Raw genomic sequence first — 19,366 nt, 5'->3', positions numbered from 1 at the left:
CTAAAGAAAAGTCCTGCTGAAAGCGGGACTTTTTTTTTGTCATATTTTTTATGCAACTTTGTGGATATACTAACTAGGTCCACTTTACAAAAGTGTAGTTTTGTGTGTGGTAAATTTAACCGTTAAACGTTTATGAATAAAACTCATTTCAAGTTATTTGCTGCCTTTTTGCTCGGGACATCCTTTCTGCAAACAAAAGCGCAAGAAACCCTATTACTTCGAAACCCAAGTATCAGCGCCAACAATATCGCTTTTGTGTATGGTGGTGATATTTGGATTGCCGACAAAAACGGAGCTAATCCGAGACGCCTTACAACAAATCCAGGGGTGGAACAGAATCCAATGTTTTCTCCAGACGGCAAGAAAGTAGCATTCACAGGAAATTATGATGGAAATACAGACGTATATGTAATCCCTGTAACGGGTGGAGAGCCAAAACGTATCACTTATCATCCCTCTTCGGACGTATTGCGCGGATGGCTCAATAATGATGAAGTATATTATACTACATCTCGTGATTTCACCTATGCTTTAAGTCCACGATTATACAGTTCCAATATTCAAATGTCGGGAATGGACAAGGCGCTCATTATGCCTGAGGCTACTCAGGGAAGCCCTTCTGCCGATGGTCGTTATTGGGCTTACATCAAGAATACTGACCCTACTGAAAGGGATCGAGTAGCCTTTAAGCGTTACCGGGGTGGTGGTATGCCAACCATTTGGATCTTTGACACCAAAACAAAAGAAATCGAGACTATTCCGAATGTTAAAAGTAATGATGTTAAGCCATTATGGTTGGGAACGAAGGTTTATTTCCTATCTGACCGCGATAAAATTGTCAATATTTTTAGCTACGACACCAAAACTAAAAAGGTTGAAAAACTAACAGATTTCAAAGATTATGATGTACGTTCCTTGAATGGGAATGGTAACGACTTGATTTTTGAATATGCTGGAGTATTGAATACACTGAATCTAAACGGAAATAAAATTACTCCTTTGCACATCACTGTGAATACAGATGTCATGTACAAAAGACCTTATTATAAAGATATCAAGGACGATATACGTTATGCTACATTATCTCCTACGGGTCAGCGAGCGTTATTTGAAGCACGTGGGGAGATCTTTACGGTACCAAAGGAAAAAGGAGAAGCTCGAAATTTATCTAATTCACCAGGTTCGCATGAACGTTTTCCAGATTGGTCTCCTAACGGTAAATGGGTTTCATATATCTCAGATAAAAATGGATCCTATCAGTTGGTACTGATGGATCAGTTCGGAAAAGATCAGCCCTTATACTTTAATTTAGGGGAAACCAATTTCTATTTTGAACCGACTTGGTCGCCAGATTCAAAGAAGCTTTTTTACAATGACGCGCATCTTAATCTGTATTATATTGATATTGCTTCCAAGACTGTTGTCAAAGTTGCCGATGACAAATTAAGTGGTCAAACCGGGCGTGTATCCAATCATTTCCAACCAAGCTGGTCTCCAGATTCAAAATGGATATCCTTTATACGTACACTGGAAAACGGTGCACCTGCTGTGTTCATGTATAACTTAGATACAAAGAAAACTCAGCAAATTACGGATGGTATGAGCTCTGCCCGCAGTACTGCATTTTCGCAAGATGGTAAATATTTATTTTTTACGGCGAGTACAAATACAGGTTTAACAAATTCTGGTTTACATATGTCCGCTGTACAGCGTAACGTAGATTATGCAGTCTATGCTTTTATCCTGTCGAGCAAAACACCATCATTCTTTAAAAACGATAGTGATGATGAGCAAATCCGTGAAGATAAAGCTGATAAAAAGGAAGAGGGAGAGAATAATAAAAAAGAACGTGTAAAAGAGAATGATAAAAAAGCTCCGAAAAAGGATAAGAAGGAAGAGTCAGTTGCAAGCAAGCCGGTTGACAAATCTATTCAGGTAGACTTTGATCGTATAGAGAATCGAATTGTTGCCCTCCCTTTGCCAGCCGGTCCTTACTGGAATTTAAATGGTTTGGTTCCGAATCAATTGACTTATCAACGTGGAGGAACAATCGGTGCATATGATTTTAAGGATCTTGAAAATAAAACTTTAGTGGAGAATGCACGTAGTTTTGTTATTAGTGCTGATGGTAAAAAGATGTTATATCAAACGGGAAATGGGTTCAATATTGTAACAGCTGGGCAAAAAGTAGCCTCTCCTACTGCTGGCGAGGTTAAGCTAGGTGGAATTCAGCAATTGGTGGATCCCGCAGCCGAATGGAAACAAGTATTCAATGAAGTTTGGTCAATGCAAAAAGACTATTTCTATGTAGAAAATATGCATGGTGCTGACTGGAAAGCGATGAAAACCAAATATGAAAAATTCTTGCCTTTTGTAAACCATCGTTCTGATCTTGGTTATTTATTGAACGAAATGATGGGAGAAATGGTCGTGGGACACAATTATATCTATCCAGGAGATCAACCTTCCACGCCATCAGTTTCAGTTGGTGTGTTGGGAGCAGATTATACGCTAAAGAATGGTTATTATCAGATCGCCAAATTGTTTACGCGTCTTGAATGGAATCCATCGTTCAAAGCCCCATTGGCTGAACCGGGATTAAACATAAAAGAAGGAGATTATATTGTTGCAGTTAATGGTACTGAATTGACTGAAGATAAGGATATTTATAGCCTATTCGACAACACTGTTGGTAAACAAGTTACGTTGAAGGTCAATTCAAAACCTTCTTTGGTAGGCGCACGAGAAGTAATCGTTAAACCGATCTCGTTTAGTGATGAAATGAACTTGCGTAACATGGAATGGGTCGAAAGGAACCGTAAAAAAGTAAATGAATTGAGCAATGGGCAAATAGCTTATGTGTACATGCCGAATACCGGTCCTGAAGGGTATACCTATTTCAATCGGTATTACTTCGCTCAGATGGATAAAAAGGCTCTTCTAATGGACGAAAGGAACAACGGTGGTGGTTGGGTTGCCGATTACGTGATTGATCTCTTATCTCGCGAGTTAATCGCTGGCTGGGGAATTCGTGATGGAAAAGGATTTACGACTCCAGGAAATGGCATTTATGGACCAAAAGCCATGATTATTAATGAAAATGCAGGCTCAGGTGGGGATATGATGCCTTATATGTTCCGTTTTAAAGGACTTGGTAAATTGGTCGGTCGTACAACAATGGGGATTTTGGTTGGCATAAGCGGTTACCCTCCTTTGTTGGATGGAGGCCGTATTACTTCACCAAACTTCGGTGTTTATGACCTAAAAGGAAATTGGATTATCGAAAATGAAGGGGTCGCTCCTGATGTATTTATCGAACAATTACCAAAAGATCTTTTGGAAGGCCGAGATCCACAGCTTGAAAGAACGGTGAAAATATTGTTGGAAGAAATGAAAACATATCCGTATAAAAATCTGCAGAAACCTGCAGACCCAATTCGAGTGAATTAGGATAATCTATATTAAAAAAAGGCTTTGGATTTTTCCAAAGCCTTTTTTTTGATCATATATGCTGTGTCAAATGTATTCATATTCGGGATGATCGAATACCTCTGTTGGAGTTTTTACTGTATTTGGATGATATCGCGCGTTGCCATTCGGCTAGTACAAACTAGACGGCAGAATTAGAATGAACGCGACAATTTTAAAAAATCTTGCTTTTATTGCTATCTTTAACTGATATTTAATAGCTATGTTTCCTGAACAAACACCCCATCCGTTTCAATCTTTGTTACGATTGATCTTAATGGTTATCGGTTTTACCATTCTTTCGCAGATTATTGCTATTCTGATTATTGCAAGTTATTATACATACACCAGGCAGGTCTTCTCACTGGAATCCTTAATGAATGGATCGGCCAATGAGATGCGCTTTATGTTGTTAATGAGCAGCTTGGGATCTTTTGTGGTACCGGCTTATCTGATGAATACACGCGAAGGACATGGCGTCACTTATTTTAAACTGAAAAAATGGCCTAGTGGAATGCAGTTTGGTTATATATTTTTGGCAATGCTTTCTTTTATGCCTTTGATGAGTCTGATCGGTCACTGGAATGAATCCTTACAATTGCCCGAGAGTATGCAATCGTTGCAGCATTGGATGGAGCGGAGTGAAAAGGAATCGGGTGATTTAATCAAGGGCATAATTATGGAGTCGAGTATATCCGGCTTTTTGTATAATATTGTTGTACTCGCCTTAATTCCGGCCATAGGTGAAGAATTGCTGTTTCGTGGTATTTTGCAAAAAATAATAGGAAGATGGTTGAGCAATCAGCATGTAGTTATATGGCTCGTTGCTATTATCTTCAGTGCAATACACCTGCAATTTTTTGGTTTTGTTCCCCGCATGTTATTGGGGGCTTTTTTTGGCTATCTTTATATATGGAGCAAAAACATCATATTGCCCATCTTTGGGCACTTTGTCAATAATGCCGGAGCCACAATTGGAGCATTTTATTACGTAAGACAGGGAAAGAGTTATGATGAACTCAATGCATTTGAGTTACAATCTTGGTGGATATATCTTGTAGCCTTCATTTTTACTCTTATTTTTGTATTCTTATTTTATCGATCAACGCAAAAAGAAAACAATGGAGAACGATTGGAAAAAAATTAAAACATATACAAATGCTATTCAAGCCGAGATAGTCAAACAAATGTTGGAAGAGAATGGTATTCCGGCTGTCGCGTTGAATAAACAAGATTCTTCTTATCTGTTTGGGAAAATTGAACTTTATGTCAGCGAAGGATCTATCGAAGCAGCCGAAAGGTTAATTGAGGAATCGGAAGGGGATTTTAGTTTATGAAAACAAGAGCAATAACCGGAGTAATCTTTGTGGCTGTTATGATAGCGGCTACTCTTTTGGGAGCTTATGTTTATTCCATCTTTTTTACCTTGCTAAGTACATGGTGTCTTTATGAATTCTATGGAATAGTTTCATCCGAAGAACGCGCTCCAAATAAAGTGATTGGTATCGCCCTGGCCATGGTACTGTTTGTTTTGGGATCCTTAATTTCGATGGATCTGCTTGCGGTAAAATTTTTAGCACTGATTATTCCGTTTATAAGTGTGACTTATATTATTTCACTGTTTCAGAAGAGAGCTTTTCCTTTTAATGATATTGCCTATACTTTTTTGGGAATAGCTTATGTTACATTACCCTTTTTCCTATTTTCCAAATTAGGGTTTATGCAAGGTGCTTTTAACCATGTGCTGCCCTTAGGTTTTTTGATCTTATTGTGGACAAACGATACAGGGGCATATCTCGCTGGACGAAGCTTCGGGAAACGTAAACTATTCGAACGGATCTCACCAAAGAAAACATGGGAAGGTTTTTTCGGTGGATTGATTTTGGCAATTGTTGCTGCAGTGAATCTAGAGAAGTATTTTGGTTATCTACCACTCTGGCAATGGGTAAGTATAGCGGCTATTATCAGTATTGTTGGAACATTGGGAGACTTAGCTGAGTCGATGTTAAAGCGTAGCTTGCACGTAAAAGATTCCGGAAATATATTGCCCGGACATGGTGGTTTTTTAGATAGATTTGATGGATTGTTATTAGCGGCACCTATGGTCTATGTTTTCTTAATTTTAATCAATTGATTGTATTATGAGTCACATTCAAAAATCTACATTTGATTTTTTAACGGAATTGAAAGCCAATAATTCTCGGGAATGGTTTGCCGATAACAGAGCTAATTATGAAGCTGCATTGGCCGATGTGAGAAATTTTTTGACAGATTTAATTGCCGCTTTGAGCGAGTTTGACCCTAAAATCAATACTTCCATACAAGCAAGTAAATGTTTGTTTCGGATTTACCGTGATACACGCTTTTCAAATGATAAAACACCTTATAAAAGTTGGTTTGGGGCAGGAATTTCAGTTGATGGAAGAAAGTTGCAGGGACCAGAGTACTATATTCATATTGGAGCAGAAAATTCATTTATTGCCTGTGGGTATTGGCGTCCAGAAAAGCAACATTTAGAGGCAATAAGACAAGAAATTGATTACAGCGGTAATAAATTGGATGAAATTTTAAAAACAGTATTGACAGGCGGTAATATTGCACTTTTCAAAGAAGATTTACTGAAGCGTGCCCCTGCGGGCTATAGTGAGGATAATCCTTTTATTGACTTTATCAAATTGAAAAGTTTTGTGTTGGATAGATCTTTAACTATTAAGGATTTATCTGCAAAAAATGCGTTAGATAATATCGTGGCTTCCTATAAAAGTATGCTTCCTTTTAAAGAGTTTTTACAAGAAGCCATCGATACGGACTAATTATTCCGGTAAGCTGATTTTGCCCATGCAGACAGCGGGCGAATCTTTAATTTGCGCTACATTGGATTTGTTGCCTACCAAAGTTTCATTTGCTAACAAAGCAAATAGGACGGCCTCTTTTGCATCTGGATTGATACCTAATGTTGCAAAGCTTTCAACTTTACAGGTAGGTAAGCTCCTTTTGATGTAATCAAACAGCAATGGATTGTGCAGTCCACCACCACTTATATATACAGCCACATCAGATAGTCCTTCTGACTGCTTTCGGATGCCGTTGACCATCGCAAGAGCCGCAAAGCGATTGAGGGTCGCCATGACGTTTTCATGTGGAATATGAGTTGTTTTCGAACGCTCTTGCGCCTTTTCGAGATAAGCGAGATTAAATAGTTCGGGCCCGGTGGTTTTTGGAAAGGGCAGTGTTAGAAATTCTTCTGTTAATAATTGATTTAATAGCGCATCATTTACTTCTCCCTTTTTGGCCATATAGGCATCTCTATCCATCTCCTGATTAAAATTAGCCTTCATGTATTGGTTCATCATCGTATTGCCTGGACCAAGATCTGTTGCATAGGCTTTCAATTTTGTTTGATGGCTTGGGATAAATGTGAAATTAGAAATACCGCCAATATTCAGTAAGAATCGATTCTCTGTTGCATGCGAGAAAAGTAGATAGTCGCCATACGCCGCCAAAGGTGCCCCTTCCCCTCCCGCAGCAATATGTTTCTGTCTAAAGTCAGAGAGGGTTATGATGCCGGTATTTACGGCAATATGATCTCCATCGCCGATCTGTAAGGTACTATTGGGCCAATTACGGTCTTTGGTCAATGATTGGGGAGCATGGTATACGGTTTGCCCATGGCTGGCTATACAATCAATCTCGCTGCTTGGTATATTCCACTGTTGTAATGCTGTATTGATTAATTTGGCATGTGTGACTCCAATATAAGCATTGAGTCCCGAAAATAATTGTTGGTCGATATTTCGTTTTGCAAAGACTTCACGGACTCGTGCTCTAAAATCATCCTCATAATCCATTGTAGCAAAATTCTCTAGCTGTATTTTTGTTGTTTTACCTGCATTTTCTATGCGGCATACTGCGATATCAAGACCATCCAGGGACGTTCCGGACATCAGGCCAATAATACGACGTTCTTTCTTTTGTGAAATTTGGTAAAGTCTTTCGATTTGAGGATTCATAGCTTAAAAATAAACACAAAAATGTTATGATGAATATCATTTTTGACAATTAAAGATATTTTGTAACTTCACGGCATTAAAAATCAAAAAATTAAATACAATGAATTTTCCAGCAGAATTGAAATACACCAAAGATCACGAATGGATTCGTGTTGAAGGTGATGAAGCAGTTGTAGGGATTACCGATTTCGCTCAACGTGAATTGGGTGACATCGTTTTTGTTGACATAAACACTGTAGGTGAGGAAGTTGCCGCTAATGAAGTTTTCGGTACAATTGAAGCTGTAAAAACAGTTTCTGATCTATTTTTACCTGTATCAGCTACGATTTTATCGGTTAATGAAGCTATTGATGCATCTCCTGAATTGGTCAATTCTGATCCTTATGGTGAAGGTTGGATTGTTCGTATTAAATTGAACAATGTTGCTGATGTAGATGCTTTGTTATCTGCTGATCAATACAAAGAAGAGATCAACGCATAAATTTGATATATAACAAAAAAATAGGGGCCTATTGGCCCCTATTTTTTTTGCTATAGTCGTTTATTGACTTTTTAATGTGGTCTTTATTTTTGCTTCAGGCATATCCACGGCACTTGTCATTTCTGTTATCTTGGTAAGGCAGGTGTTTTTATCCAGGACATAGAACCCCTGTACGTTGCCTACCTGATTTGCATCCGGGCCGAACATTTTTCCTTCAACATTTACTTTATAGCCTAGCTCATTTGCTTCTATTAAAGTCATTGTGCTCTCCACCGAAATGCCTGAATCATCAGATTCCGTTTTGGATGTCCATGAGTCACCGATTTTAACAGGCTGTTCAGGTAATACTGTACTTATATTTTCGAACATACTTTTATCAAACGGCATGTTAATACCCTCAGGTAACTTGATGTCAGAAGATTTGCCAAGTTGATCAACATTAAAGCTAATGCTATTTTCTAGCAATTTGCCTAAGGTAGCATGCATCTGTTTGGAAAACTCATTGGCTTCGGGGTTTTTCGAGTCGTAGGACATGTCCATTCCCGCCATATTCATTTTCATGTTTATTCCGGTATATTTAAGGTCAAACGCGAAGATATTGTCTTTTTTCGTTGTATTGGTGATATCAAAGCCCATATTAAGGTCTGTAACCATTTTTTGGCCAGCAGCGTCAATATCCATTGTCATCACAAGGTTTTGCGATATTTTTTTCCCCGAATCGGGATTTACACGTAGTGTGTATTTCTTTTGTGCGGAAGCAGATATCACTAGAAATACAAATACGGCCATCAAAGAGGCAATTCTTAATTTTTTCATATATGGAATTTTAATTTTTTTAATAAGCAACAATCGGCCAGCTTAAATATAAAAAAAAATCCCTTTTACAGGGTAAAAGGGATTTTAATTTTTTAAGAATGTAATTCGTATTACTTCTTGATATAAGATACTTCTTTCACAGCTTTAACAACTTTCTCAACGCTAGGTAAAGCAGCTTCGATCAATGTTGGAGCATAAGGAAGAGGTACATCTGCACAATTTACGCGGATAACAGGGGCATCTAAATAATCAAATGCGTTACGTTGTACATTGAATGCTAAATCCGTCGAAATAGACGCCAATGGCCATGCTTCTTCCACGATTACCAAACGGTTTGTTTTCTTAACAGACGCGATGATTGTAGGGTAATCAATAGGACGTACCGAACGCAAGTCAATTAATTCAACGCTGATACCTTCTTTTTTCAATTCTTCAACTGCAGGAATGACAACGCGAGGAAGCATTTTACCAAAAGACACAACAGTTACATCTGTACCTTCTTGGATAATATTAGCTTTTCCGATTTCCAAGTAATATTCTTCTTCAGGAACTTGTCCTTTATCACCATACATTACCTCAGATTCCATGAAGATAACAGGATCTGGATCGATAATAGCTGATTTCAATAAACCTTTAGCTTCATATGGGTTCGAAGGAACCACAACTTTTAAACCTGGTGTATTTGCAAACCAGTTCTCAAAGTTTTGAGAGTGTTGTGCTGCAAGCTGACCCGCATTTCCTGTAGGACCACGGAAGACCATCGGAATAGAGAACTGTCCACCACTCATCGAGTGAATTTTAGCTGCCGCATTGATTACTTGGTCAATTGCAACAAGTGAGAAGTTGAATGTCATGAATTCAACAATTGGCTTCAAACCATTCATTGCAGCACCAACAGCAATACCAGCAAAACCAAGTTCCGCAATAGGTGTATCAATGATACGCTTTGCACCGAATTCATCAAGCATACCCTGACTTACTTTGTAAGCTCCGTTATACTCAGCAACTTCTTCTCCTAATAAAAATATTTTGTCGTCTTTACGCATTTCTTCGTTCATTGCTTCACGAAGTGCTTCTCTGAATTGTATTTCTCTCATCAGTTGTAAAATAGTGTCAATTTTTAGATTACAAATCTACTATTTAAAATTGATATTTTGAAGATTTGAACCCGCTAATTCTATAGTTTTATGTCATTTTTTAATAAGTAAATGACTTTTGTATTAAATTTTTGAATATAAGTTGTTCAGATATTCCAATGTTTTTATAAGTGCCTTATTACTATTAATTATCGCTAACGGAATGTTCCACGTGGCACGGTTCCTTCTTTCCACGTAATTTGAAATACCGCGAATCTCAATCACGGGAATTGTCATTTTATCGGCGGCATAGAAAACGGCAGCTCCTTCCATACTTTCAACAAGACTATTGGGATGCAGTTTTTTAATTTTTTCGATACTTTCTGTGCTACCATGGACTTTGTTTACGGTAATTCCTTCCCCCTGTTGTAGAAAAGGAAGCCTAAGCTCCTTGTCATTCAGTAAACACGAGGTAAATGTAGACCTGCCATAGCCCAATTGATCTATTGGAATAAAATTATGACCGTCTTCCGCACCTAGTTCAACAAATGACTCTGAAACGACCTGAATAACCGAGCCTATTTCAATCGTATGATCCAAACATCCTCCTATCCCGACATTAATAAGGAGATCATATTTTTTTTCGTGCAGCATTCTTCCCAGCTCAAAGCCTGTGGCGACCATGCCTACACCAGTTACTAGGGTATCGCATTGATCGTAATTTGATACCACTTCCAGAAAAGGCTGCAATTCAAATGAAGTAGCCGCAATAATTAATATTTGCATGACGAGCTCGTTTTGGATTGAAAATTACAAATTATCTTGCAAGCGCATCTCTTTTTAACATAAAAATATCATGCTTGCAATGAGTCCTGCTTAGAAACCCGAGCTTGATGTTAATAGCGCGAACTGTTTTTTTGCTATGATCTCCTCTTTTATAATGCTGCACGAACTGTATAGTTTTTGTCCTGATGCTACTGGAAACAATACTAATCGAGCGATATAATAGTTTAAATTAGTTTAGATTTTATATATCCTTAGTTTAGATTTTAGTTAGGGTTACTTTAGGTAAAAGCTATATAAAACCTAAACAAACCCTAACTAAACCCTAACTAAACCCTAACTAAAGGTAAAAGAAAATTGGCCTTAAAAATCAGCATTCGTTGTCGTTCTTTTTAAACAGCGAGTGTTTACACTCCGCTACAAAATTTTATATCAAATCATTCTTGAAAGCGGGTTATGAGTAAGGATAAAGTGCTTAGATTTTTGTCTGTTTGTTCAATAAGAGAGAAAGCACTTCATTATATTACTATATTCTGACGGCATTCCTTAAATTGAGATGTTTTAATTGCACTTAAAGCCTTATCTTTGTATCATTATGGTATTTATAACTCGTCGTGAACGTTTCTGTGCTGCGCACAAGCTCTATCGTGAAGACTGGAGTAAGGAGCAGAATGAGCAGGTATTTGGTCTTTGCTCCAATCCAAATTGGCATGGACATAATTATGATCTTTATGTAACAGTTAAAGGAAAAGTCAACCCGGAGACTGGTTTTTTGATCGATTTAAAGATCATGAAAGAAATAATCAACCGTAGTATCATAGACAAAGTCGATCACCGTAATTTCAATTTAGATGTTGATTTTATGAAAGGAGTCATGGCTTCTACGGAAAATATCGCAATCGAAATATTTAAGATCTTAAAACCGCTGTTTGACGAACAGGGTGTGATCTTGCATAGTGTCCGTTTGCATGAAACAGAAAATAATTACGTCGAATATTTTGGCGATTAATCTTTAATACATTTAAATAGTAGAAACTATGAGTCAACACTCATTTGACAACGAAGAGTTGGATGGATATATTAAGATCGACAAATACAATACTGAAAAGGTAGATCGCATCGCTGCTCATTATACAGATATATTGGAATGTCTGGGGGAAGATCCAAAACGCGAAGGTTTAGTGAAAACACCAGAACGTGTTGCAAAGGCACTGCAATTTCTGACACATGGCTATGATATCGATGCTGCGGAGGTATTACGTGGTGCTATGTTTGAGGAAGACTATAGTCAAATGGTCGTCGTTAAGGATATTGAAGTATATTCTCTTTGTGAGCACCATATGTTACCTTTCTTTGGTAAAGCCCATATTGCATATATTCCAAATGGCCATATTGTAGGTTTAAGCAAGATACCACGTGTCGTTGATATTTTTGCGCGTCGTCTGCAGGTTCAGGAACGTCTCACCAATGAGATCAGAGATTGTATTCAAGAAACTTTAGGCGCTCGTGGAGTAGCTGTGGTTATGGAATGCAAGCACATGTGTATGGCGATGCGTGGAGTTCAGAAACAGAATTCCGTAACGACTACTTCTGCATTTACTGGAGCATTCCAAAATGATGTGACAAGATCCGAATTTTTACGCTTGATCACTGCTGATCTTGCTTAGTATATTTGTTGTTTAATAATAAAAAAGCCCCCCTAAAAGATCATCTTTTAGGGGGGCTTTTTTTTGATGAAATTTGGAAACAAAATAGAAAATCAAAAAATGGCAATATGGCTTTTTTATGCATCTGACGCGATTTCCGAAAAATGCTCTTTACAAAAGGATAATTGTATTTTGCTGATATTCAGCTTTTTGTAAAAAAAAGTTTTTATCATAAAAATGTTTTTTGGTACCTTTGTGGTTATGGAAATTGTTGCCGACGATTTAGAGTCCTATTTGGAACATACTACAGACGAGGAAAATTCGTTACTGAAAAGGGTAAATCGGGAGACATATTTGAAGGAAACAATGCCCCATATGTTATCTGGACACTACCAGGGAAGAGTTCTTTCTTTATTGAGTAAATTGGTTGCTCCGAAACGTATCTTGGAGATAGGAACGTTTACGGGATACGCAACGTTGTGTCTCGCAGAAGGGCTGCAGGAAGATGGGATATTACATACTATCGATATCAATGCAGAGCAACAAGAACGCGTCCAAGGTTATTTTGATGAATCGGCATTTGCTGATAAAATCAACTATCATATTGGAGATGCAGCGGTAATACTACCTACATTAGATGAAACATTTGATCTGGTATTTATCGACGCGGACAAAAAGAGAAATTTATATTATTTCGAAACGATAATAAATCAAGTTCCGTCTGGGGGACTTATTTTGATTGACAATGTCTTATGGAAAGGTAAGGTGTTAGATTCAAAACCAGACAACCAAACAAAGCAGATCATTGATTTGAATGCACGTTTAGCTCAGGACAAGCGCGTAGAAAAGGTAATATTACCGATTCGAGACGGACTTTTTGCCTTACGCAAGAAGTAATTTGTGAACTAAAACATTCTTCATGAATTTAAAACAATTAAAAAGCTTTGTACTGTTACTAGCTTTGGGAACTTTTGGATTAACAAAAGTTTCAGCTCAAAGTAATGCGGCATATGTCGATAAGTACAGTCCAATAGCAAAAGAAATGATGGAGGAACACGGTGTTCCAGCATCGGTTATCTTAGCCATCGCTATGCATGAAAGCGGAAATGGTGGTAGCAGGGTAGCAAAAAATTTGAATAACCATTTTGGTGTCAAAGGAAAAAACAACAGTACCGTTATTCGGTCAGCTTACAAAGGTTATCGGTCTGTCATGGACTCGTATGATGATTTTGTAGGAATAGTAAAAAGAAAAAAGACTACTCAAAGTCTTTTTGAAAAACATCCTGGTGAAAAATACGAAGCTTGGGTAAAAGCGATTGCTCGTTCGGGTTACTCGACGAGTAAAGGTTGGACAGCAAAAGTACTCGCTACTATTAGACAATATCATTTGGATATGTTTGATAATGATGCTAAGCAAAATAGATTCTCGTCAACAAAAAAATAAGCGCGATAGTATTGCATGAAGAAGTTTTTTTATGGCATGTTTGTATTCATGATGTTGATTACATCATGTTCAAGCCGGAGAGGCACAATATCCTCCTCTAAATCTGGCTCCAATTCAAAAACTTCTTCATCCTCTTCTGTGGGACGACCGACCATGGCTGGCAACGACTATATTGCTCATTACAAAGATGTGGCCGTTGCAGAAATGAATAAATATGGTATTCCTGCGAGTATTAAACTTGCTCAGGCTTTACTGGAATCCGGTAATGGTAACAGTTATCTTGCGCGTGAGGCTAATAATCATTTCGGTATTAAATGTGGCGGAGTTTGGAAAGGAAAATCCGTGACTCGTCCCGATGATAATATCAATGACTGCTTTCGTGTTTATGAAAATCCCGAACAATCTTTTCGGGATCACTCAGAGTTTCTGTTACGACCGCGATATGCGGCACTCTTTAAGTTGAATAAGAACGACTATAAAGGCTGGGCCAAAGGCTTGAAAGCGGCTGGATACGCCACCAATCCGCGTTATCCTGAATTGCTGATCGAAATGATCGAAAGATATCATCTTGATCAATACGATCGCGGTGAATCGCCACGTGAAAAGGTTGTACGTGAAGAGACTGTTCAGGTCGAGATCGTGCAGAATGTACAAGAAACCCCTCCTACCGTCGTAAAGACAGAAGAAATCAAGAGCCCGGTAGCTATGCGTATTCATGAGGTTAAAGCGCAGGATACGTTATATTCGCTCAGTAAGCTGTACAATGTATCCGTTGATCAGATCAAATCCCTAAACGGTCTTACCGATGATGCGCTATCTTTAGGGCAGCTATTGGTTATATCTAAATAGTTACGCTTTAAAAGATGTTAAATATTTCGCTTTTGTACAGCGATATAGTAGTTTTACGAAAGTGATACTATTGCGATATATTTTTCTACTTATTGCCCTTGTGGGCTTTACCTCTCCACTTTTTTGCCAAGATAAAAAAGTCGAGGGTATCGTTTTTGATAAAAATACCAAACAACGTATTGGAAATGTAAGGCTGGCCAACTTACGTACTGGCGAGGTCAATTATAATACTATTAAAGGAGAATTTGTCTTTAATGCACAACTAGGAGATCATATTGTTGCGATATGTAAAGGCTATTTTTCAGATACTCTTCAGGTGGATAACCGCGGATTGTTGCTGTTTCATTTGGTACGTGAATCGTTTTATATTGATGAAGTTCAGGTTTTTGCACGCAAGACACCGGAAGAGATTCTGAAAAAAGCAAAAGAGGATTATGAGAAAGCGTATCGTCTTGCGGGTTATGGTGATGTATTTTCTGTTGGCCCCAATGGTGCTGGATTAAGCATCAATTCGATCTATAGTTTATTTAGCAAGGAGGCTAAGAGAGCACGTCGACTAACTAAAACCATTGAAAACGATTATAAGGAAAATGTGATCGATTACAAATTTACGAAAGAGCTTATCAGTAAGATTACAGGATTAAATAGCGAAGAGGCTGAACGATTTAGAAGGATATTTAGACCCTCCTATTTCTTTATTCTCTCAGCGAGTGATTATGAACTGGTGAATTATATCAAAGATTGTTATTCACGGTATCAATTGAACCCTTCGCAATATTTTATTGAGCCTTTTCCAACAATTAATTATAAATTAGTACCGTAAACAAAAAATAGACGTTTTCAGAATGAAGTTATTCAATTTTGTCGGCATGGCTCTGCTTTGCCTTTCTATTACCAGCTTAAAAGCACAAGATCTGAAAGATCTTCGAGCAAAACCAGATACCGTAATTTCTGTACAGAAAGAGCAACCATTAAATATTAAAACGATTCGTCCTATAGTTCCAAAACTAAATTTAGAGGTAGACTATTGGAAACATTGGACAAAATTCGGGATCAATTTAAACCAGGCGTCATTTAATGATAATTGGAAAGGTGGGGGTGTTGGTTCTATTGCTGTAGGATTGAATGCGAATCATAAATCGGATTATACGAAGGACAATTTCAATTTTGTGACCGAAGTTGATTTACGTTATGGAAAGATAAAGAATACCAATAATATTGCGAAGAAGAATAATGACCGTATATTTTGGGATAATAAGCTTTCTTATAAATTGTCTGCCAATTGGGCATTGTTTACGTCGGTGACATTTGAGTCACAATTTGATGCGGGTTATAAGTATAAAACGGTTAACGGCAGAGATACAATAGACTATATTGAGAATGCTTTCATGGCACCAGCTTATCTGACAGAATCTTTCGGTCTTGAGTATAAGCCTAGTAACGAATTTTCCTTGCGTTTTGGTACGGGTACTGCACGTCAAACTTTTATCTTGGATGAACGTGTTAAGCCTCGTTCTGGAGAAGGTTTCTTTGAGAAATATGGCTATTATAGAGATCCTAACAATCCAAGTGCGGGTACTGGTGAACGATTTGGTGTAAAGGAAGACCGCTCTTTTGCCAATGCACTGGCATTTCAGCTAACAGGTAACCTGGACAAAAACTTCACAGATAAACTGAATGTAAAGGCTCGTTATAACCTTTTTGCTGACTACGAGAAACTTTCCAACCCTACACACCGTTTGGATGTAACTGTAACAGCAAAAGTCACGAGAGTCATCAATGTGAACTTAAATGGTATCATGATCTACGATCCAGATGTTATTTCAAGAGTGCAGTTGAGTCAGTCGTTGGCGATGGGTATAGTCTATAGTTTACCAAAATAATGTTTAGGCCTGTGTCAATAGGGATATTGCTTTGTTCACTGCTGTCTTTGGCAAGCTGCAAGTCGAAGATACAGCCGGTGGTTGCAAAGCCGCTAGTTGCGTCATTTGCTTCTGCATTGGTTGTGGAAGAAAAGGTCGAAGCTAAGCCAGATACCAATTTATTGACACCGGAGGAAAGAAAGGTTGTTTTTTTACAGAAGTCTGGAAACCATCCTTATTGGCGCCAAGAGGAAGCCATACATTATGATGTTCGTAAACCTAACTATGTCATTATTCATCATACAGCACAAGATAGTATTGGGCAGACAATCAAAACCTTTCAGATTCCAAGAACTAAAGTGAGTTCACATTATGTCATTGGCCGGAATGGGGAGATTATACAAATGTTGAACGATTATGTTCGGTCTTGGCATGCAGGGGTGGCAAAATGGGGTTCTATTGTCGACATGAACTCCTGTTCTATTGGTATAGAATTGGATAATAATGGTAGGGAGCCTTTTCCTGAGGCACAAATTAATTCATTGATGACTGTGCTTGATACCTTGAAATCGCGTTATTTAATTCCAGCAAATAATTTTATTGGCCATGCTGATATCGCTCCATCACGCAAGAATGATCCAAGCGTTTTTTTCCCGTGGAAAAAGCTTGCAGAACGGGGTTTTGGAATATGGTATGATGAAGGACAGCTTGTGGCCCCTCCTGATAGCTTTAATGCGATAGACGCGCTTAAAATTATTGGTTATGATACGTCCAATCTAAAAGCCGCTATCGTTGCCTTTAAACGAAAATTTGTCGTTCGGGATACAACCCCCGAATTGACCATATATGATAAGAGTGTATTGTACAATATCTATAAAAAATACTGAGCCTGAGCAATCAGGCTTTTTTTTATTCAAGATCCCTTTTGACCTCTATAGGACTAGGTGCTTTCGTCCCCAGTTGTACGATATAGGCGATTAACATGACAGCTAGGCAGCCAATAAGATTTAGCCAGAGAAAAGGAATCTTATTCATCGTCCATACTGCTATCACTATAATTTCGGAAAGAATAGCTGCAAGAAAAACAGCTTTGCCTTGGATTTTCTTCATGTAGAAGGCGACGATAAAAATCCCTAGGATAGTACCATAGAATAGTGAGCCCAAGATATTGACCGCTTCGAGGAGATTACCCAATCTGTTCGCATACAAAGCAACAATAACAGTAAATGTACCCCAGATCAACGTAAATAAACGCGACCACAAAAGGTCTTGTTTTTCAGATGAGTTAGGATTAATAAATCTTTTGTAGATATCAATGGTCGTTGTTGAGGCCAATGAGTTAATAGCACTTGCCGTAGAACCCATGGATGCGAGAAAAATGACCGCTATGAGTAGCCCAATTAGACCCTTTGGGAAGACGCTTGTCACAAAAGAAAGAAAGACATAATTATTGTCATTCGTTTCCGCTGTTGGGTTGTTTTTTTTGATTAAGTCCAAAGTCCCTTCTTTTACGACCTGCATTTTTGCATTAAGTTGACCGAGTGAGGATCGATAATCAGCAATTCTTTTTTCATCGTCGTGATCCAATGCTGTATTAAGCTGCTGAACAACAGATTCACGTGTTTTAAATAGCTCGCTATGCTTTTGTTCGAGAAGCTGGTAGTCAGGAGCATATTTGCTTTCTTTGAGCTTCTTGATCTCGACTTGATTAAAAAAAATGGGCGGCTGATGGAATTGATAATAGGCAAATACCAGAACTCCAATCAACAGGATAGCAAATTGCATAGGGATTTTCAATAGACCATTCATAATTAATCCCATGCGACTTTCTTTGATCGAAGCCCCTGTCAAATAACGACCTACTTGACTTTGGTCGGTCCCGAAGTAGGAAAGCTGTAGGAAAAAACCACCGATTAGTCCTGTCCAAAGCGTATAGTTATTATTGAGATCAAAAGTGAAATCCAATGCATTGGTTTTTCCTGATTTTCCTGCAATATGAAGTGCTTTTGATAATCCAATAGACTCTGGCAACAGATGGATAACTAATATACCTGCTACGAGTAATGATCCAAAGATAATGCTCATTTGAAGCAACTGTGTGTGAGACACGGCTTTGGTTCCTCCATAGGTCGTATAGATAACAACAAAACTTCCTATGGCCAATGTAGTCCATGTTAGATCAATATGAAGGATGGTCGATATAATTAAAGCCGGTGCAAAGATGGTAATACCCGTTGATATTCCCCGCTGTATCAAAAAAAGAATGGCGGTGAGCCCTCTGGTTTTGACATCAAACCGTTTTTCTAGAAATTCGTAGGCTGTAAATACTTTTAGCTTATGAAAAATAGGGACAAATGTAATGCAGAGCACAATCATGGCCAACGGAAGACCAAAGTAGAATTGGACAAAACTCATTCCAGAAGAATAGGCCAGCCCAGGGGCAGATAAGAAAGTAATGGCGCTCGCTTGTGTCGCCATTACCGATAATCCGACATGATACCAAGGTAAAGAACGATTACCTAGAAGATATCCGTCAATATTTTTTATACCCCTACTCTTATAAACGCCATATAGGACAATAAATAAGAGTGTCAGAAATAAAACGATCCAATCTGCTGTACTCATGAATAGTGGTTCGTGAAAATGTACAGAAAAAGGATGAATACGAATAGCCAGATAACGACCAACCAGTAGAAACGCTTCCAGCTATTCATCTTTCTTATCTATCTGAAGGCTTTTGAGGATAAATAACGCTATTAAAAATAGCAGCGATAATCAATCCGCCAATAGCACCTCCAAAGATGCTTAAAAATGTCTCGTTTGCAGTGAATCCAATTAATGCACCAAATACTACAGCAACTAAAAGAATGATTCCTTTTGCTTTGCCAGCATCAATTGTCGTGCAGCTGTTGTCAATCTGATTTTCCATTA

General features: G+C 38.2%; 20 protein-coding genes. 14 read left to right on the top strand and 6 right to left on the bottom strand.

The window, feature by feature from the left end:
• Positions 1–132 precede the first annotated feature (132 nt).
• The 5 genes from CBM24_RS27015 to CBM24_RS26995 all read left to right on the top strand — a co-directional run bounded on the left by CBM24_RS27015 (position 133) and on the right by CBM24_RS26995 (position 6,281).
• Positions 133–3,450, top strand: coding sequence for a S41 family peptidase (locus tag CBM24_RS27015; protein WP_088163390.1), 3,318 nt, complete (start codon positions 133–135; stop codon positions 3,448–3,450).
• A gap of 241 nt (positions 3,451–3,691) precedes the next feature.
• Positions 3,692–4,615 (top strand): CPBP family intramembrane glutamic endopeptidase, encoded by a 924-nt coding sequence (locus CBM24_RS27010; RefSeq protein WP_088163389.1) that lies wholly within the window; start codon positions 3,692–3,694, stop codon positions 4,613–4,615.
• The gene (locus CBM24_RS27005; RefSeq protein ID WP_083663420.1) at positions 4,590–4,805 is read left to right on the top strand and encodes a DUF2007 domain-containing protein; all 216 of its coding nucleotides are present in this window, start codon (positions 4,590–4,592) and stop codon (positions 4,803–4,805) included. The genes CBM24_RS27010 and CBM24_RS27005 overlap by 26 nt, the downstream gene beginning before the upstream one ends.
• The gene (locus CBM24_RS27000; RefSeq protein ID WP_088163388.1) at positions 4,802–5,602 is read left to right on the top strand and encodes a phosphatidate cytidylyltransferase; all 801 of its coding nucleotides are present in this window, start codon (positions 4,802–4,804) and stop codon (positions 5,600–5,602) included. Before CBM24_RS27005 ends, CBM24_RS27000 begins: the two co-directional genes overlap by 4 nt.
• A 7-nt stretch (positions 5,603–5,609) precedes the next feature.
• Complete coding sequence (locus CBM24_RS26995; protein WP_088163387.1) at positions 5,610–6,281, top strand: DUF2461 domain-containing protein; 672 nt, start codon at positions 5,610–5,612, stop codon at positions 6,279–6,281.
• Here CBM24_RS26995 and CBM24_RS26990 read toward each other — a convergent pair whose 3' ends face one another.
• Positions 6,282–7,478 (bottom strand): anhydro-N-acetylmuramic acid kinase, encoded by a 1,197-nt coding sequence (locus CBM24_RS26990; protein WP_088163386.1) that lies wholly within the window; start codon positions 7,476–7,478, stop codon positions 6,282–6,284.
• 100 nt (positions 7,479–7,578) lie between these two features.
• Between CBM24_RS26990 and gcvH the strand changes: the two genes are divergently transcribed.
• Entirely contained in the window at positions 7,579–7,959 is a 381-nt protein-coding gene (gene gcvH / locus CBM24_RS26985; protein WP_075990412.1) for a glycine cleavage system protein GcvH, read from the top strand.
• 60 nt (positions 7,960–8,019) lie between these two features.
• Here gcvH and CBM24_RS26980 read toward each other — a convergent pair whose 3' ends face one another.
• The 3 genes from CBM24_RS26980 to mqnB form a co-directional block, all read right to left on the bottom strand.
• The gene (locus CBM24_RS26980; RefSeq protein ID WP_088163385.1) at positions 8,020–8,775 is read right to left on the bottom strand and encodes a DUF6263 family protein; all 756 of its coding nucleotides are present in this window, start codon (positions 8,773–8,775) and stop codon (positions 8,020–8,022) included.
• A gap of 110 nt (positions 8,776–8,885) precedes the next feature.
• On the bottom strand, positions 8,886–9,872 hold the full coding sequence (locus CBM24_RS26975; protein ID WP_046673190.1) for a pyruvate dehydrogenase complex E1 component subunit beta: 987 nt from the start codon (positions 9,870–9,872) through the stop codon (positions 8,886–8,888).
• A gap of 123 nt (positions 9,873–9,995) precedes the next feature.
• A complete protein-coding gene (gene mqnB / locus CBM24_RS26970; protein WP_088163384.1) occupies positions 9,996–10,637 on the bottom strand; it encodes a futalosine hydrolase in 642 nt (213 codons plus the stop codon).
• 592 nt (positions 10,638–11,229) lie between these two features.
• On the opposite strand from mqnB, the gene CBM24_RS26965 reads away from it, so the two are divergent.
• The 8 genes from CBM24_RS26965 to CBM24_RS26930 all read left to right on the top strand — a co-directional run bounded on the left by CBM24_RS26965 (position 11,230) and on the right by CBM24_RS26930 (position 17,322).
• The gene (locus tag CBM24_RS26965; RefSeq protein WP_070562714.1) at positions 11,230–11,643 is read left to right on the top strand and encodes a 6-pyruvoyl trahydropterin synthase family protein; all 414 of its coding nucleotides are present in this window, start codon (positions 11,230–11,232) and stop codon (positions 11,641–11,643) included.
• 28 nt (positions 11,644–11,671) lie between these two features.
• Entirely contained in the window at positions 11,672–12,301 is a 630-nt protein-coding gene (gene folE / locus CBM24_RS26960) for a GTP cyclohydrolase I FolE (RefSeq protein WP_046673193.1), read from the top strand.
• A 240-nt stretch (positions 12,302–12,541) separates the two neighbouring features.
• Positions 12,542–13,177: an O-methyltransferase gene (locus tag CBM24_RS26955; RefSeq protein ID WP_075994564.1), complete on the top strand. Its 636-nt coding sequence runs from the start codon at positions 12,542–12,544 to the stop codon at positions 13,175–13,177.
• A 22-nt stretch (positions 13,178–13,199) separates the two neighbouring features.
• Positions 13,200–13,724 carry a glucosaminidase domain-containing protein gene (locus CBM24_RS26950; RefSeq protein WP_046673195.1) on the top strand — a complete coding sequence of 175 codons (525 nt, stop codon included), beginning with the start codon at positions 13,200–13,202 and terminating at the stop codon, positions 13,722–13,724.
• Between the two features lie 15 nt (positions 13,725–13,739).
• Entirely contained in the window at positions 13,740–14,573 is an 834-nt protein-coding gene (locus CBM24_RS26945) for a glucosaminidase domain-containing protein (protein WP_088163383.1), read from the top strand.
• Between the two features lie 70 nt (positions 14,574–14,643).
• Positions 14,644–15,396, top strand: a complete 753-nt coding sequence (locus tag CBM24_RS26940) for a hypothetical protein (protein ID WP_232475647.1) — start codon at positions 14,644–14,646, stop codon at positions 15,394–15,396.
• 22 nt (positions 15,397–15,418) lie between these two features.
• On the top strand, positions 15,419–16,456 hold the full coding sequence (locus CBM24_RS26935) for a DUF3078 domain-containing protein (RefSeq protein ID WP_088163381.1): 1,038 nt from the start codon (positions 15,419–15,421) through the stop codon (positions 16,454–16,456).
• A gap of 11 nt (positions 16,457–16,467) precedes the next feature.
• Positions 16,468–17,322: an N-acetylmuramoyl-L-alanine amidase gene (locus CBM24_RS26930; RefSeq protein WP_232475646.1), complete on the top strand. Its 855-nt coding sequence runs from the start codon at positions 16,468–16,470 to the stop codon at positions 17,320–17,322.
• Positions 17,323–17,344: 22 nt separating this feature from the next.
• On the opposite strand, the gene CBM24_RS26925 is transcribed toward CBM24_RS26930, so the two are convergent.
• Both CBM24_RS26925 and CBM24_RS26920 read right to left on the bottom strand, forming a co-directional pair.
• Positions 17,345–19,060: a sodium:solute symporter gene (locus CBM24_RS26925; RefSeq protein WP_088163379.1), complete on the bottom strand. Its 1,716-nt coding sequence runs from the start codon at positions 19,058–19,060 to the stop codon at positions 17,345–17,347.
• Between the two features lie 94 nt (positions 19,061–19,154).
• On the bottom strand, positions 19,155–19,364 hold the full coding sequence (locus tag CBM24_RS26920; protein WP_088163378.1) for a hypothetical protein: 210 nt from the start codon (positions 19,362–19,364) through the stop codon (positions 19,155–19,157).
• Positions 19,365–19,366 lie beyond the last annotated feature (2 nt).

Origin of the sequence: Sphingobacterium sp. G1-14, assembly GCF_002196555.1 — a bacterium.
GTDB classification, from domain to species: domain Bacteria; phylum Bacteroidota; class Bacteroidia; order Sphingobacteriales; family Sphingobacteriaceae; genus Sphingobacterium; species Sphingobacterium siyangense.
This window is presented reverse-complemented; position numbering and strand designations above follow the sequence as displayed.

Bases quoted from the DNA above. Each gene is read 5' to 3' on its own strand.
- CBM24_RS26990 (WP_088163386.1), bottom strand. From the start codon at position 7,478: ATGAATCCTCAAATCGAAAGACTTTACCAAATTTCACAAAAGAAAGAA.
- CBM24_RS26980 (WP_088163385.1), bottom strand. From the start codon at position 8,775: ATGAAAAAATTAAGAATTGCCTCTTTGATGGCCGTATTTGTATTTCTA.
- gcvH (WP_075990412.1), top strand. From the start codon at position 7,579: ATGAATTTTCCAGCAGAATTGAAATACACCAAAGATCACGAATGGATT.
- CBM24_RS26920 (WP_088163378.1), bottom strand. From the start codon at position 19,364: ATGGAAAATCAGATTGACAACAGCTGCACGACAATTGATGCTGGCAAA.
- CBM24_RS26950 (WP_046673195.1), top strand. From the start codon at position 13,200: ATGAATTTAAAACAATTAAAAAGCTTTGTACTGTTACTAGCTTTGGGA.
- CBM24_RS26925 (WP_088163379.1), bottom strand. From the start codon at position 19,060: ATGAGTACAGCAGATTGGATCGTTTTATTTCTGACACTCTTATTTATT.
- folE (WP_046673193.1), top strand. From the start codon at position 11,672: ATGAGTCAACACTCATTTGACAACGAAGAGTTGGATGGATATATTAAG.
- CBM24_RS26965 (WP_070562714.1), top strand. From the start codon at position 11,230: ATGGTATTTATAACTCGTCGTGAACGTTTCTGTGCTGCGCACAAGCTC.
- CBM24_RS27000 (WP_088163388.1), top strand. From the start codon at position 4,802: ATGAAAACAAGAGCAATAACCGGAGTAATCTTTGTGGCTGTTATGATA.
- CBM24_RS26975 (WP_046673190.1), bottom strand. From the start codon at position 9,872: ATGAGAGAAATACAATTCAGAGAAGCACTTCGTGAAGCAATGAACGAA.
- CBM24_RS27015 (WP_088163390.1), top strand. From the start codon at position 133: ATGAATAAAACTCATTTCAAGTTATTTGCTGCCTTTTTGCTCGGGACA.
- CBM24_RS26955 (WP_075994564.1), top strand. From the start codon at position 12,542: ATGGAAATTGTTGCCGACGATTTAGAGTCCTATTTGGAACATACTACA.
- CBM24_RS27005 (WP_083663420.1), top strand. From the start codon at position 4,590: ATGGAGAACGATTGGAAAAAAATTAAAACATATACAAATGCTATTCAA.
- CBM24_RS26945 (WP_088163383.1), top strand. From the start codon at position 13,740: ATGAAGAAGTTTTTTTATGGCATGTTTGTATTCATGATGTTGATTACA.
- CBM24_RS27010 (WP_088163389.1), top strand. From the start codon at position 3,692: ATGTTTCCTGAACAAACACCCCATCCGTTTCAATCTTTGTTACGATTG.
- mqnB (WP_088163384.1), bottom strand. From the start codon at position 10,637: ATGCAAATATTAATTATTGCGGCTACTTCATTTGAATTGCAGCCTTTT.
- CBM24_RS26935 (WP_088163381.1), top strand. From the start codon at position 15,419: ATGAAGTTATTCAATTTTGTCGGCATGGCTCTGCTTTGCCTTTCTATT.
- CBM24_RS26995 (WP_088163387.1), top strand. From the start codon at position 5,610: ATGAGTCACATTCAAAAATCTACATTTGATTTTTTAACGGAATTGAAA.